This is a genomic window from Rosettibacter firmus, assembly GCF_036860695.1.
In the GTDB taxonomy this organism is placed as follows: domain Bacteria; phylum Bacteroidota; class Ignavibacteria; order Ignavibacteriales; family Melioribacteraceae; genus Rosettibacter; species Rosettibacter firmus.
On the sequence record NZ_JAYKGJ010000003.1, the window covers coordinates 23,166 to 38,031 of the forward strand.

The window sequence follows — 14,866 nt, forward strand, 5'->3', positions numbered from 1 at the left end:
CATGAACAACAAAATCCTAAAAATAAATTACGAAAAATATAAACTACCAAATGGATTAGAAGTAATTTTATATCAAGATAAAAGCTTACCAATTGTTGCAGTAAATATCTGGTATCGTGTTGGTTCTGCAAACGAATCAAAAGGGAAAACAGGATTTGCACATTTGTTTGAACATATGATGTTTCAAGGTTCTAAACATGTTCCTAAAGGAGAACATTTTAGATTAATTCAGGAAGCTGGTGGAACACTAAATGGTTCCACATCTTTCGATAGAACTAATTACTTCGAAACTTTACCTTCAAATTATCTCGAATTAGCACTCTGGCTTGAATCTGATCGCATGGGATTTTTACTACCAGCTCTTACAGAAGAAAAATTAATTAATCAAAAAGATGTAGTGATGAACGAACGCAGACAACGATACGAAAACCAGCCTTATGGTCTCGCATGGGAAATTTTACTTTCAAATTTATTTACATCAGATCATCCTTATTCCTGGCCTACAATTGGATGGATGGAAGATATACAAAATTTCAAATTAGATGATGTTATTAAATTTTTCAAAACATATTATAGTCCAAATAATGCTACTTTAGCTATTGGTGGAAATTTCGATTTTAATAATGCAACAAAATTAATTGAAACTTATTTCGGTGAAATTCCTTCAATCGATATAATACCTGAAGTTAAAAGTCCAGAGCAAAAATTAATTAGCTCAAAAAAAATAATTCACGAAGATAATGTTCAATTACCAAGAATTTATTTAGCATGGCATACAGATAAAATATTTGGTCAATATGATTCTTCATTAGATATTCTTTCAGATATTCTTACTTCTTCAAAAAATGCAAGACTAACAAAATCTCTTGTATATGATAAACAAATTTCTCAGGATGTTACTTCTTTTCAGTATTCAGGTAAATATGGTGGAATGTTTTTAATAATATCAACTGCCAAACCTGAATCCACTCTTGAAGAAATAAAAAATGAAATATTTGAGCAAATAAATTTAGTTATAAAAAAAGGGATTGAAGAAGAAGAATTAATAAGATCAAAAAATAGTATTAAATCTCATTACATTTATTCTTTACAAAAACTTGATGTAGTTGTTGATCATATCAATCAATATAATTTTTATTTGAATGAGCCAGATTCATTTATGTTTGACTTAAATCGTTATGAAAGTGTTAATCCAAATCAAATTATTGAAGTTGCACAGAAATTTTTAAATCAACCATATGTCGAACTTAACATTATTCCCAAGAGAAATAAATGAAAATGATCAATAGAAGTAAAATACCTGCACCAGCAGAAAATATCTCATTTGAAATACCAAGAATTAATTTTGTTAATTCATCAGATGGTCATGAAATTTATTTTATCAAAAAAGATAAACTACCAATTGTTAATTTTAATGTTATCTATTTTTGTGGAAGCAAGTTTGATCCAGAAGATAAAAAGGGATTAGCTCTACTTACTTCTTTTTTAATTGACGAAGGAGCTGGTAAATATGATGCATTTCAAATAAGCAATGAATTTGAAAAACTCGGCACAGTATTCAGTATCAGTGTAAATCACGATATTTTTTCATTTTCAATATTATCTTTAAAAGAAAATTTTGAACATTCACTTGAATTACTTTCTACAATTATCAATGAACCAAGATTAGAAGAAAAGGATTTTATACGAGAAAAGAAAAAATTAATTGATAAAATTATTCAATTAAAAGATGAACCAGCATATATTGCTTCTTCTGCTTTCGAGAAGCAACTATTCAAAAATAGCTATTATGCATTTCCTACAATTGGTTACGAAAATACTGTTAAAAATATTATGCTTGATGATATTAAAGATTATTACGAAAAATATATTCAAAACTCTAAATGTAAATTTATAGTTACAGGGAATATTAATTCAGAAGAAATTATAAATCTTGTTGATAAATACTTTTTACCAGAAAAGAATTTTCTCCCTGATATTGATTTAGAAATTCCAGCTAAATCCACAACTAAATATTATATCATTCATAAAGAAAATTCAGCACAGGGAGAAATAAGAATTGGTCATTTATCCAGAAAGAGAAACTCGCCAGATTACTTTGCAAATAAACTTATGAATTCAATCTTAGGTGGTGAATTTTTTAGCAGAATTAATCTCAACTTAAGAGAGCAAAAAGGTATTACGTATGGGGCTCATTCATCATTTAATTATTTTCAAAATGCTGGTTATTTTGAAATCAATACAGCTGTAAATATAGAGAACGTAGCAGAAGCCATAACAGAAACTTTATCTGAGTTAGAAAAAATAAAAAAGCATATTTCAAGAGAAGAAATAAATTTAGCAAAGTCATTTATTATCAAACACTTCCCTTCTAATTTCGAATCATATTCACAACTTGCTCAGAGTATTTTAATATTGCTTAAATACAATCTCCCATTAAATTATTATGATAATTATATAAAAAATATTGAATCTGTAAGTGAGAGCGATATTATAAAAGCTGCCAGAGAAAATATAGATCTTGATAAATTGACAATACTTGTAGTTGGAGATAAAAATAAAATATTACAACAATTTACCAATCTTTCTCAAGAGATCATCGAATTAGATATTTATGGTAATGTGATTGAATAATACTATCATTTAATTGCTAAACTCTTTTCGATTAAATACGTTGATGATATAGGCACAATTTTATTCCCTTTTTTTCTCATTTTATCAAATTCACCTTTTATTTTTATAAAATTATCAAAAGGTATGTAAAATATTTTTTGATTATCTCCACTTTTATCTTCTGCATAAAATTTGAATTTTGAATTGAGCTCTATTTCATCATCATTTGTTAGGTGAATAAACTCAGATAGATGAATTAATGTGATATTTCGTTTTTTAAATTCATCTCTAATAAAATTATAAGTGGTGGATTTAAATAGATCAGAAGATTCATCTACTACAAATATTTTAGCACCACTAAAAACCGAAGCAATATTTTTAATTGAATTTTTTAGTATGTATTTATGAGATTTAGGATCGAGTTTAAATTGAGAATCTTCAATATCATCATTAATCAATACAATATATTCTTTTGAGTAATTAGCAAGTTTATATAATTTTGAAGCAACTTCTTCATCTGGTACAACAGCAGCAGTTAATTTATAAGGGATGGATAAGAAAGAATTAAAATCATTTTCGCTCAAATCAAACACATCAGAAATTACAAAACATAGTTCATTTCTCTTTCTTATAATTTTTTCATCGGGGATTAATTCAATAAGTAGTTTTAAGTATTCATTAGAATAAATTCGTATTTCGGTAGCACCATAAAAATATTTCTCTTCTGCTACAAAACTTGTAATATCGTTTTCAATTTTTCGATTGAAATCTTTAATAATAAGTGGAATAGGTAAATCAACAGGTATTTTTACATTTACTTTCCTTTCTATTGAATCTTCATTTGCAATTTTGATCTTTGAATAAGAAATCCATTCCTGCTCAATTCCAAAATCATTAAGTACAGAAAGAAAAATGGAATCGAGTTGACGCTTTGAGAATTCAAGTTCTGTGTTAATATTTTTCTTTCGTTTAGTTATAAGATCTACTGCAGCGTTAACAACTAAAATCAAAATAGCTGCAATCAATAAATAGTTTGTATATTTATTTTTTATTAACATAGATTAAAATCAGTTTGGAAGGAAACACTAAATAATTCATTTAAAACTTCACAAAAATCGGTATGTTAGCTTTTATGATAAAAGATAAATGTTGATTACTTGGTAAATAATTATAGTATGTTATAACATCAAGAATAAACATAGAAAAACCTGCTCCTATTTGAAAACCAAATCTTCCAAAATTTTCAAGAAAGTTTTGTTTATTTCTGTCTACTTTGAACTGATGTAAATTTTCAAAATATGCATATTCAATTCCACCATCTACAATTGGCATTAACAGAGCAACATTTTCTAAAATTGGTGGAAAGTAATATCTAATACCAGAAGAGATTAGAATTAAATTACTTGCGAATGTTGAATAATCTGATTTCTTATACAAATCCTGATTACCAGGAAAATGTCCATAACCAATAGTTGTATACAAAAAAACTGGAATAATAACATTATCTGTGTAAGACAATGTTACATCGAAGCCAATACCAATGCTACTATTATTATTTAATGTACCGATTGGGAATTTTGGACCTACACCAACTGCCATAAACAAACCGCGTGCTTCTCCAAATTCTAATATTTGTGAATACAATACCGATACATTCAATAAAATTATTATAAATAATTTCTTCATAAAATTTATTTGCCAAATAATTTTGTTCCTATTCCATATTCAAAAACCAATTCGCCGCCATAATAAGCAGTCATCAAAATTAAAATTACACCAATAAAACTAAATAAAAGAAAAACAATTTGATATTTTTTAGTTAATTTTTTCTTTAGAGATAAATATATTCTTAACAATAAAAGTGCAGAAAAGTACCACACGGTAATTGTAGCATAATCTTCGTGTAGTTCAATCAAATCATAGTACATCGATAAATTATTTTGAAAATTATTTTTGAATGTTTCAAAAGCCTGATGACCTGAAAGGACTGATAAGATTGAACTTATGACACCTATAATCAATAACACAAACGCACTTTTTTGTAAATATTCTTTTTTAAATACAAATCCAGATAAATCAAAAACGAAATAGATAACAAAAAGTGATATTGAAAAATGAACAACTTTTGGATGAAAATTCGAAAGTAACTCCATCTTTACAATCCTATTAAATTTATTTTTCTTATATGAAAATCAGAAAATAAAAATCATTTAACCACAAAGCACACTTCCACCATTAACATTTAGAATTTCGCCATTTATATGTCGAGCTAAATCTGATGCAAGAAAAAGAATTGGTCCAGCAATATCCTCAGCCGAAGCAATTCTACCAACCGGTATTTCTCTACGAACTTTTTCTTTAAATTCTTTATCTGCAAAAACTTCGCTACACATATCTGTATCTACCCAGCCGGGAGCTACCGAATTAACTGTTATATTAAAAGGAGCTAATTCAACAGCAAGAGATTTTGTAAATGAAATTATTCCACCTTTCGATGCAGCATAGTGCGAATGATATGCTTCTCCTCTTTGACCGGCTGTAGAAGATACAAATATCATTCTACCAAAATTACTTTTCTTCATGTATGGTAAACAAGCTTTAGCAAATAGATAAGTTGAAGTCAAATTAATTCTAAGCATTTCTTCCCATCTGTCTAAAGTTAAGTTTTCAAGTGTACCATCATTCCATATTCCAGCATTATGAACCAGAATATCGATATTACCAAAATCATTAATTACATTTTCTACAACATTAAAAATATCTTCTTCTGATTCCATGCTTGCTTTATAAGCTTTAACCATTGGGAATAACTCTTTTTCTAATATTTCAGCTTTTACATTAGAGTTTTTATAAGTAAATGCAACTCTTGAATTAGCTTTTACAAAAAGTTTAACACAAGCCTCGCCTATACCGCGAGTTCCTCCAGTTATTAAAGTTACTTTATTTTTTAAATCGATCATTAATACCTCACTTTATATAAAAATAAACCTTTTGCAGGAACAGATTCTTTTGCAAAACTTCTATTCTTTTTTTCCATTATATCGAGCAAAAAATTTTCATCATATTTTTTTTCTACTGCATAAAGCAGAGTTCCAACCAAAGCTCTTACCATTCCATATAAAAAACGATTTGCTGATATGTAAAATAAAGTAAATTCTTTACTTCTTCTCCAACGAATTTCATTAACAAAACAAATTTTATTTTTTACTTCACTATTTACTTTAGAAAATGATGTAAAATCATGTTCACCTAAAAATACTTTGCTTAAATTATTGAGATTATCAATATCTAACTTCATAATAGGTGGATATAAATAAGAATATCTTTCCAGGAAAGGAGATTTGATATGTGTAAAAAGATAAATGTAGCATCTGCTTTTAGCATCAAATCTTGCATGAAAAGTTTCATGAACTTTTTCAATTTTTTTAATAGATATATCGCTGGGGAGAATACCATTAAGTGAATGCTGAAATTTATATAAATCAAAATTCTTCTCTGTACGGAAATTTGCAGTTTGACCAAAAGCATGAACTCCAGTATCTGTTCTACCAGAACCGATTAGATTAACTTTTTCTTTTAAAAGAATTTCAATAGCATCAATAATTTTTTGTTGAACTGTCATTGCATTACTCTGAATTTGCCATCCTGCATAATTTGTTCCATCATACTGAATATGTAAAAGATAGTTGTTCATTTTAGTTATCAAATAAATTAATGTCTTACAAAATTAAGTTAACAAAAAGACAAAAAAGAATTCATCAATAAAAATTTTCAAGTCAATATTGAAATATTCAATAAGAATTTTAAAGTCTCTAAAAAATTTTTATTGTTTTTTAAAAATCAAACAATTAGATTGTTTTTCGAATAAGCAATTAGGTTTTCAAAACAATAATGAATCTATAAATAACAATTTCCTAACAAACTCATTTACCAACCAAATAGGGGTGTGTATGAAAAAAATAATACCACTTTTATTTCTATTTGCTCTAATTCCATCCTACCTTTTAGCACAGAACACCTTTAGAGTTATGGGAAAAGTAACCGATACTAAAGGTGAACCACTCATAGGAGCAAATGTATACATTAAAGCTCTTAACATGGGAGCTGCAACCGATCTTGAAGGGAATTATTCCTTCGAAGTACCAAAAGACCTGGCAAAAGGTCAAACCGTAGAATTAAGTGTTTCATATGTTGGATATAAGTCAAAATCAGTTTCGATTATATTAACAGGAAATTCAATTGAGCAGAACTTTCAATTAGAAGAAGATATCTTTGAAAGTGAAACCATAGTTGTGACTGGTATTGCTTCGAGAACTTCAAAATCGGTTTCAGAAATTGCAGTATCAAGGATTCCAGCTGCAGAATTAACCGCAGTTCAAAGTTATCAGGGAATTAATCAATTATTGAGTGGTAAAGTTACTGGTGTACAATTAAAACAAGCTTCGGGAAATGTTGGTAGTGGATTTAGCTTTTTTGTTCGTGGTGGTGGAGGATTAAATGGCGATGAACAACCCATGATTTATATAGATGGCGTTCGTGTAGATAATGCAGAAATTGTAGGCTATGGTCGTGGTGGGCAGGGTTTTAGCATCCTGGCAAATCTTAATGTGCAGGATATTGAAAAAATAGAAGTTCTCAAAGGTCCTGCTGCTGCAGCAATGTATGGTACAAATGCTTCCAATGGTGTTGTTATGATTACAACTAAAACTGGTAAACTTGTTCCTGGTTTAGGTAAAGGTGTTTCTATTGATTATAAATATAATTTTGGTATTAATACTCCATCATTCAAATATAAAGCAGAAGATTTCCTTTCAGTAAAAGATAACGATAGAGCAAATAAAATTTATAAAGATGGCTTTGTTAGAGATCATTTCATAAGTGCTTCGGGTGGAACTGGATTTATTAGATACTATACTTCTTTCCAAAATAGAATTGAAGAAGGAATACTTGATCCAGTTAAAGGAGATAGAAAAACATTCAAAGTAAATGTTGCTGCTTATCCCACAGAAAACTTAAGTATGAGATTTAATACAGGATTTGCTTACAATTATTTACGTGCACCTAATAACGATAATAATATTTATGGATACTTAGGAAATACTTTGCTTGCATTATGGGGTTTTACAGATAGTGCTGCTGTAGCAAATTTCATCGATAATAATAACAATAACCAATTTATAGGTTCTTACTCATTAACATGGGCACCAATTCAGAATATGGAAATAAATGCAGGCGTTGGCATGGAAGATTCCGATTGGAGACAGGATCAAATTTATCCAGCTCAATATCGATATGGTACAATTAACAAAGGTGCAAAGAGAATTTATAATAGACACTTTAGAGGATTTACATATGACCTGAATGCAAGATATTCTTATGATATTCTCGAAGGACTAAGAAGTACATCTATCATAGGTACACAAATATCTGATCGTAGAATTCAAACAAGTTTTATGAATGCAGAACAATTTGGTTCTCAATACATAATGAATGTTGGTTCTGGTGCTACAATTAGAGAATATAATGAAGGAGCAGCACATAATAGAGATGCTGGAATTTATTTTGAAAACGACTTCTCTTATCAAGATACATATTTCTGGACATTAGCTATAAGAAGAGACTATGCAAGTGCAGTTGGTCGAGAAGCACCTGCTATTACATATCCTAAAGCAAGCTTTGCAATTTGACTTGACAAAATGGTAAAACTTCCTGAACAAATTGAACTCTTAAAATTAAGAGCTGCTTATGGTGTTAGTGGTCAATTACCTGCTAATGATGATGGTATTCCTTTATTATGGCAGGCTACAAATGCCGGTCATGGAATTGGTGCAATCTTAAATTCAATTGGTAATGCAGCAATAAAACCAGAAGAAATAAAAGAACTTGAAGTTGGATTTGAAACAGAATTTCTTAAAATGTTCTCTCTTGAATTTACCTATTTTAATCAAAATGCAAGTAACTCAATTGTTGATAAACAAAATGCTCCATCTACTGGTCTTACAGCAAGTGCTGTTCCATTTAATATTGGAGGCATGAAAAACTGGGGCTTTGAATCCTTATTGCAATTCAACCCGATTAGAACAAGAGATTATAATTTATCTTTCTCCTTCATCTGGAATTACCAGAATAATGAAGTTACAGATTTAGGTGGAGCTCAACCAATATTTGATGGATTTGATGTAAATGTAATTAAAGAAGGAATGAGAAAACATGAATTCTATACATGGAAAACAAAAGGTGCTAAATTTGATGCAAATGGTAAATATATTGGTGCTGAAGCTACCGAAGATAGAGTTGATTTAGGTAATCCATATCCTGACCATTATGGTTCGTTTACAGTCAACTTTAAATTCTTAAAGAACTTTAATTTCTATGCACTGGCTGAATATGGATTAAATAATAAAGTATATAATCTTACAAAACAATTTGCAATACAGTTCAACAACAACACAACATACGAAGAACTGAAAGCAAAATTAGGTCTTACAAATAATTATCCAGAAATTCAAAGATTAGAAGTTGGTTCTGCCGAATACAAAGCTGCTGCCGAACAATATGCCAGCATGTACTATGGTTATGATGGTAATTTCATTGAAGATGCAGATTTCCTTGTTATTAGAGAAGTAAGCTTAAGCTACGATTTTACAGATTTAATTACTGAATTTATTCCTGGAAATTATATTCGCAATTTTGTTGTAGGATTTTCTGGATACAATCTTTTAAAATTCTCTAAATACACAGGTGCAGATATCGAAGTTAATTTTGCAGGTAGCAGAAGCTTATCTCGTGGTCAGGATTTCTTGACTTTACAAAATCCCAGAGTATTCAACTTCTGGTTCCAAATCGGATTTTAATTGAAGGAGAAATGAATATGAAAAAAATAAAATTATTAAAATATGTTTCTCTACTCTTATTCCTCACAGTTTTCGCCTGTGAAGATTATGTAACAAGTGTAGATCCATTTATTGACCGTGTTGAAGATAATGTGCTTGATAGAGAAGATCAGGTTGGCTTTCTTGTCATAGGAATTCAAGATGCTGCTGCATTTTGTATTGACGATCTATTTATAGCAGCAGATGGATTATCTGATCAACTATTCTTCGATCGAAAAGTTCGAAATGCTACATTCCCAACTTATGAACAAATAGATCTTGGTGATATTTTAACAGACAATAACTCAATTGATGCTGCATATACTCCTCTCCATCGTTTTAGAAAATATGCAGATACTTTAATTGCTCGAATTGATAGAATCACATTTAAAGATGAGAATATAAAGAAGAATGGACTCTTTAATGCTTATCTATATGGTGGACTTGCAAGATATTTCAGTGCAACTTACTTTGGATTAACAAAGGATCAGGGTGGAGATGCTATTAATCGCAGTCCAATTATACCATCTGCTCAACTTTATGATCAGGCAATAGATAGATGGAAAACTGCAATAAATTTCACAACTACTGATGCACAAAAAAGATTAGTAAATTCATTAATTGCACGAGCATATTTATTCAAGGGTGATTATACAAATGCTGCTACTTATGCAAAAGATGGAATGAAAAGTGGCGATGCAGTTTTTGATGCTAAGTACAACACTTTAAATGATAACAATTATCGAGTTCAGGCAGGTGAATTACGTTCTCAATTTGTTCTAACTCAAAGAATGGTTGATTACGTAACTAAAGATCCAAAAGAAGCTAATAGAATTCCATTCAAGAAAGCTGCCCTTGCAGCTGGTGCATCAGGTAATTTTTATTATCAATATAAATACAAACTGGATCCCGGTACAGGTTTAATTACTGGAATACCAATTATGACATGGCAGGAAAATAATTTAATGTTGGCAGAATTAATATTGAGAGGAGCTGCATCGGGTGATGCTCTTGCTCTTGTAAATGAAGTTCGTGCATCACATCAAATTGATCCTTTAAATGAAATTACTTTAAACGATCCATCAAAACCTAGTATTGTTGAAGAAAGAGATAAAGAACTTTGTTTCCAGGGGATGAGATTGCCAGATCAAAGAAGATTTGGGTTATGGCACTTACCAGGTAAATGGCAATACTTACCAATACCTGAAGGTGAAAGAAACGAAAATCCGAACTTCTAAAAACAAAAAAGGCTGATCTTATGATCAGCCTTTTTTATTATCAAAAACTTCTATAAAAATTTAGTGTTAATAAAGCTGGTAAACCAGGATTATTTACCACACTAAAATTTAAATTCCATCCCATTTCAGTAGAAAGATTTTTATTATATGCATTAACCAGTCTAATTGCATTTACTGCACTTATTAATCTATTCAATATCAATGCACCCACAGCAAATCTTACATTATTATATGCCTGTTCGCTGGAAAGCCATAATTGGCGATATTCTTTTCTCTGTTCTTCACTACTCCATTTCCAGAAATCTCTTTGAGGATCATAAACATTGTAAAAATCCCGGCTCAATTCTTTTTTACGATTATATTCATCTATGTTAATATAAATTCCAATTGTAGCAAAATAATCAGAATCTTTTCCTTCGAGATTAACACCACCTTTAGATTGTGCAAAAGATTTATAATCATTTTCTTTCCAGTGTCCATAAATATTAAATCCAGCAAATACACCCCAGAGTATTCCATCTGTTATTGTAAAGTATTTGCCACTTTCATAATTATTTGCATATAATTCTCCCATACCGGGAATTAACATTGAATATAAAATTGCAAGTGCTGGATTCTTTTTATTTTTTGAAAAGTCACTCAGAATAGATTCTGTGTTCTGTTGAAAAAATTTCTTGGGATAATTATCTAATTTGTCTTCATCAATTCTATTACTTAAATTTTTTGATAAACTATAGCGATACTCAAATAATATTTCATTCTTAATTTCCTGAGAAAAAATTACTGATGAGACAAACATCAAAAAAAATATTTTTTTCATATAGTAACCTTATTTGTTAATGGAACTGCTGTAGCAATATTCTCATTAACCTCCGTTATTTTTACTTTTATAAACTGATTAATAAAACTCTCTTCAAAAGGAATTTTTACACGCACATAATTAGAAGAAAATCCTTTCATAAAACCATTATGTTCTTCTGCTTCAAATAATACTATTAATTCTTGATTAATCATAGTACGATAAAATTCATTTCTCTTTTTTTCACTTAAGATTCTGAGCATATTATTTCTTTTTCTTCTTTCGTTAACTTCAACTTTATCTGGTAGATTTATTGCTTTTGTATTGGGTCTTTCTGAATATGTAAAAACATGAAGATATGCAATGGGTAGCTCTTTTAGAAAATTATAAGTATCAAGAAAATCATCATAAGTTTCTCCAGGAAATCCTACAATTACATCAACTCCAATTGCAAGTTTATTAATTTTTTCAACTGCTTTATAAATTGTATTACGATAATCTTCGGTTTTATATCTTCTTTGCATCAGTTTTAAAATTTTATTACTTCCACTCTGGAGTGGTACATGAAGGTGATTACAAATTTTATTGCTATTTGCTATTAGTTCAATTAAATCATCACTTAATAAATTAGGTTCAATCGAACTAATTCTTATTCTAAATTCACCTTCGATTTTAATCAGATCATTTAATAATGAATAAAGATTATAACCAAAAGCTTTACCATAATCGCCAACATTAACACCAGTTAAAACAATTTCTTTATAGCCATGATCCAGTATTTGTTCAAATTCATCAATAATTTCTTCTGGTTTTGCACTTCTACTTTTACCCCGTGCAAGTGGGATTGTGCAGAATGAACATTTATAATCACATCCATCCTGAACTTTGAAGAAAGCACGTGTTCTATCGTTGGTTTCGTTCGAATAAGATGGATTAAATGTATCTAATTCTTCGGTTGGAGAAACATGAATGCACGAAAGATTCTTCTTTTCAAAGTTGTCTATATAATCAAATAAATTGAATTTTTCTTTACTACCGAGAACTGCACTTACACCTTCGATGCTTGCTATTTCTTCTGGTCTTAACTGAGCATAACATCCAGTTACAATAACATATGCATCTGGATTATTTCTTAAAGCACGACGAACTATCTGTCGGCATTCTTTTTCTGCACTTTCCGTTACACTGCATGTATTAACAACATAAACATCTGCATAATCATTATACTCGACAATATCAAATCCACGTTTTAAGAATTGTTCACTTATTGTATTCGTTTCAGAATAATTTAATTTACACCCTAATGTATAGAAAGCAACTTTTTTATTCATACCTTAATCAAATTTTAATAAAATAATAAAATGTTTATATCAATACTACAAACAATTTTATATATATAAAAATAACAAACGGGCTGAGTTTATTCAGTGCAGAATAAATTCTCAACCCGTAAGGTATTTTTTATTAATAATTATTCAGATTTAGTTTCTTCTTGCTTGGGATTCTCGCTCTGTGGTGGCTGAGGTGGAGCTGGTGGAACTTTATCATCATACAGATTAAAATCAGATGAATCAAATTTACCTGCATCAGCCTGTCTAATATCTTCAACTGTAACTTTTTCAAGTTTATGTTGAGTTATATATTCTGCTATTTCTTCATCAGATTTTTCTTTTAGAACAGCAATAGCACTCAGAACAATTTTTTTATTTTCTTTATCAAATTCAACAACTTTAAGATCGAGCTTTGTTCCTATCGGGAAACAATAGGATAGATTTTTAATTTTTGATGTTGACAATTGAGTTGCAGGAACAAAACCATCAACTCCAAGTGGGAGTTCTACAATTAATCCTTTCTCGATTATGCGAACAACTTTTCCTTCTGTTTGTTTTCCAACTGCATAAACAGATTCAAATCCATCCCATGGATTTGGATTAATTTGTTTATGTCCAAGAGATATTTTTCTTTGTTCAGTATCAACATTAAGAACTACAACTTCAATTTTTTCACCTTTTTTAACAACTTCACCGGGGTGACGAATTTTCTTTGTCCATGATAAATCTGAAATATGAATCAATCCATCAATTCCAGGTTCGAGTTCAACAAATACACCAAAGCTTGTAAGATTTCTTGCAATTCCAGTGTGACGAGAACCTACGGGATATTTCTTAACAATATCCTGCCATGGATCTGGTGTTAATTGTTTCATTCCAAGAGAAATTTTCTTTTCTTCTTTATCGAGACTTAAAATAACAGCTTCTACAACCTGTCCCATCGAAACAAATTGTGAAGGATGACTAATATGCTGTGTCCAGCTCATTTCTGAAATATGAATTAATCCTTCGATTCCTTTTTCAATTTCGATGAAAGCACCATAATCTGTAAGAGAAACAACGCGACCAGAAACCTTATCGCCAACTTTATATTTTTCGTCAATATTTTCCCATGGATGTGGTTGTAATTGTTTTAAGCTAAGAGAAATTCTTTTCTTCTCTTTATCATAATCGGTAACAACAACTTTAATTTTCTCATCAAGTTTAACAACTTCGCTTGGATGATTTATTCTTCCCCAGCTTAAATCTGTAATGTGAATTAAACCATCAACTCCATTAAGATCAACGAATACACCAAAATCTGTAATTGCTTTAACAGTACCTTCGAGAACCTGACCTTTTTCAAGTTTTTCAAGAATTTCTTTGCGTTGATCTGCAATAGTTTCTTCAATTAATACTTTATGCGAAACAACAATATTTTCTGCTGGCTTATTGACTTTAACAATTTTAAAGTCCATTGTTTTACCAACATAAGCATCAAAATCTCGCACCGGTCTAATATCAATTTGTGAACCTGGTAGAAATGCTTCAACTCCCATTAAGTCAACCTGCATTCCACCTTTAACTCTTTTGAGAATTTTACCTTGAAGAACTTTATCATTTTCATAGGCATCCATAACTTTAGCCCATGTTTTAAGAAATTCTGCTCTCTTTTTACTTAGAACCAGATTTCCTTCTTCATCTTCAACACTTTCTATTACAATATCGATTTTAGAGCCAATTTTTATTTCTTCTGTGGAACTGAATTCAGATTTAGGAATCATTCCATCGGATTTAAAGCCGACATCAACAACAACATTATCTCCGCTAATTCCTACAATTGTTCCCTGAATAATCTCACCTTCTTTAATATCTCTAAATGATTCTGAATATAGTTTTGAAAGTTGTTCAAGTTCTTCAGGTGAATATTCTTCTGCGTTAATAAATTTTGGATGATCAGTTTTTTTGTTTAATGTATCTTTTTGTAAATCGGACATTAGTCCTCCTGCTTAATTTACTGCCTTCGTCTTTCCG

Annotated in this window: 13 protein-coding genes; 5 read left to right on the forward strand and 8 right to left on the reverse strand. The window is 29.9% G+C overall.

What is annotated here, in order from left to right; translation table 11 throughout:
• Window position 1 precedes the first annotated feature (1 nt).
• Together VJY38_RS10440 and VJY38_RS10445 are read left to right on the forward strand one after the other, a co-directional pair.
• Window positions 2-1,276 carry a M16 family metallopeptidase gene (locus VJY38_RS10440; RefSeq protein WP_353680650.1) on the forward strand — a complete coding sequence of 425 codons (1,275 nt, stop codon included), beginning with the start codon at window positions 2-4 and terminating at the stop codon, window positions 1,274-1,276.
• On the forward strand, window positions 1,273-2,634 hold the full coding sequence (locus VJY38_RS10445; protein WP_353680651.1) for a M16 family metallopeptidase: 1,362 nt from the start codon (window positions 1,273-1,275) through the stop codon (window positions 2,632-2,634). The genes VJY38_RS10440 and VJY38_RS10445 overlap by 4 nt, the downstream gene beginning before the upstream one ends.
• A gap of 5 nt (window positions 2,635-2,639) precedes the next feature.
• Here the strand turns inward: VJY38_RS10445 and VJY38_RS10450 are convergent, their stop codons facing one another.
• Genes VJY38_RS10450 through truA form a run of 5 tightly spaced genes read right to left on the reverse strand, consistent with a single transcriptional unit; the run spans window position 2,640 to window position 6,307 of the window.
• The gene (locus VJY38_RS10450; RefSeq protein ID WP_353680652.1) at window positions 2,640-3,671 is read right to left on the reverse strand and encodes a hypothetical protein; all 1,032 of its coding nucleotides are present in this window, start codon (window positions 3,669-3,671) and stop codon (window positions 2,640-2,642) included.
• 40 nt (window positions 3,672-3,711) lie between these two features.
• Window positions 3,712-4,299 (reverse strand): hypothetical protein, encoded by a 588-nt coding sequence (locus VJY38_RS10455; RefSeq protein WP_353680653.1) that lies wholly within the window; start codon window positions 4,297-4,299, stop codon window positions 3,712-3,714.
• 5 nt (window positions 4,300-4,304) lie between these two features.
• Window positions 4,305-4,766 (reverse strand): DUF2231 domain-containing protein, encoded by a 462-nt coding sequence (locus tag VJY38_RS10460; protein WP_353680654.1) that lies wholly within the window; start codon window positions 4,764-4,766, stop codon window positions 4,305-4,307.
• 57 nt (window positions 4,767-4,823) lie between these two features.
• Window positions 4,824-5,573 (reverse strand): SDR family NAD(P)-dependent oxidoreductase, encoded by a 750-nt coding sequence (locus tag VJY38_RS10465; protein WP_353680655.1) that lies wholly within the window; start codon window positions 5,571-5,573, stop codon window positions 4,824-4,826.
• Window positions 5,573-6,307: a tRNA pseudouridine(38-40) synthase TruA gene (gene truA, locus VJY38_RS10470; protein ID WP_353680656.1), complete on the reverse strand. Its 735-nt coding sequence runs from the start codon at window positions 6,305-6,307 to the stop codon at window positions 5,573-5,575. The genes VJY38_RS10465 and truA overlap by 1 nt, the downstream gene beginning before the upstream one ends.
• A gap of 256 nt (window positions 6,308-6,563) precedes the next feature.
• On the opposite strand from truA, the gene VJY38_RS10475 reads away from it, so the two are divergent.
• Genes VJY38_RS10475 through VJY38_RS10485 form a run of 3 tightly spaced genes read left to right on the forward strand, consistent with a single transcriptional unit; the run spans window position 6,564 to window position 10,723 of the window.
• Window positions 6,564-8,300, forward strand: a complete 1,737-nt coding sequence (locus VJY38_RS10475; RefSeq protein ID WP_353680657.1) for a carboxypeptidase-like regulatory domain-containing protein — start codon at window positions 6,564-6,566, stop codon at window positions 8,298-8,300.
• Between the two features lie 9 nt (window positions 8,301-8,309).
• Window positions 8,310-9,467 carry an outer membrane beta-barrel protein gene (locus VJY38_RS10480; protein WP_353680658.1) on the forward strand — a complete coding sequence of 386 codons (1,158 nt, stop codon included), beginning with the start codon at window positions 8,310-8,312 and terminating at the stop codon, window positions 9,465-9,467.
• A 17-nt stretch (window positions 9,468-9,484) separates the two neighbouring features.
• A complete protein-coding gene (locus VJY38_RS10485; protein ID WP_353680659.1) occupies window positions 9,485-10,723 on the forward strand; it encodes a RagB/SusD family nutrient uptake outer membrane protein in 1,239 nt (412 codons plus the stop codon).
• A gap of 40 nt (window positions 10,724-10,763) precedes the next feature.
• Here the strand turns inward: VJY38_RS10485 and VJY38_RS10490 are convergent, their stop codons facing one another.
• The 3 genes from VJY38_RS10490 to rpsA form a co-directional block, all read right to left on the reverse strand.
• Window positions 10,764-11,543, reverse strand: a complete 780-nt coding sequence (locus VJY38_RS10490) for a hypothetical protein (protein WP_353680660.1) — start codon at window positions 11,541-11,543, stop codon at window positions 10,764-10,766.
• On the reverse strand, window positions 11,540-12,853 hold the full coding sequence (gene mtaB, locus VJY38_RS10495; protein ID WP_353680661.1) for a tRNA (N(6)-L-threonylcarbamoyladenosine(37)-C(2))-methylthiotransferase MtaB: 1,314 nt from the start codon (window positions 12,851-12,853) through the stop codon (window positions 11,540-11,542). The genes VJY38_RS10490 and mtaB overlap by 4 nt, the downstream gene beginning before the upstream one ends.
• A gap of 140 nt (window positions 12,854-12,993) precedes the next feature.
• On the reverse strand, window positions 12,994-14,829 hold the full coding sequence (gene rpsA, locus VJY38_RS10500) for a 30S ribosomal protein S1 (protein WP_353680662.1): 1,836 nt from the start codon (window positions 14,827-14,829) through the stop codon (window positions 12,994-12,996).
• Window positions 14,830-14,866 lie beyond the last annotated feature (37 nt).

Bases quoted from the DNA above. Each gene is read 5' to 3' on its own strand.
- VJY38_RS10440 (WP_353680650.1), top strand. From the start codon at position 2: ATGAACAACAAAATCCTAAAAATAAATTACGAAAAATATAAACTACCA.
- VJY38_RS10445 (WP_353680651.1), top strand. From the start codon at position 1,273: ATGAAAATGATCAATAGAAGTAAAATACCTGCACCAGCAGAAAATATC.
- VJY38_RS10450 (WP_353680652.1), bottom strand. From the start codon at position 3,671: ATGTTAATAAAAAATAAATATACAAACTATTTATTGATTGCAGCTATT.
- VJY38_RS10455 (WP_353680653.1), bottom strand. From the start codon at position 4,299: ATGAAGAAATTATTTATAATAATTTTATTGAATGTATCGGTATTGTAT.
- VJY38_RS10460 (WP_353680654.1), bottom strand. From the start codon at position 4,766: ATGGAGTTACTTTCGAATTTTCATCCAAAAGTTGTTCATTTTTCAATA.
- VJY38_RS10465 (WP_353680655.1), bottom strand. From the start codon at position 5,573: ATGATCGATTTAAAAAATAAAGTAACTTTAATAACTGGAGGAACTCGC.
- truA (WP_353680656.1), bottom strand. From the start codon at position 6,307: ATGAACAACTATCTTTTACATATTCAGTATGATGGAACAAATTATGCA.
- VJY38_RS10475 (WP_353680657.1), top strand. From the start codon at position 6,564: ATGAAAAAAATAATACCACTTTTATTTCTATTTGCTCTAATTCCATCC.
- VJY38_RS10480 (WP_353680658.1), top strand. From the start codon at position 8,310: ATGGTAAAACTTCCTGAACAAATTGAACTCTTAAAATTAAGAGCTGCT.
- VJY38_RS10485 (WP_353680659.1), top strand. From the start codon at position 9,485: ATGAAAAAAATAAAATTATTAAAATATGTTTCTCTACTCTTATTCCTC.
- VJY38_RS10490 (WP_353680660.1), bottom strand. From the start codon at position 11,543: ATGAAAAAAATATTTTTTTTGATGTTTGTCTCATCAGTAATTTTTTCT.
- mtaB (WP_353680661.1), bottom strand. From the start codon at position 12,853: ATGAATAAAAAAGTTGCTTTCTATACATTAGGGTGTAAATTAAATTAT.
- rpsA (WP_353680662.1), bottom strand. From the start codon at position 14,829: ATGTCCGATTTACAAAAAGATACATTAAACAAAAAAACTGATCATCCA.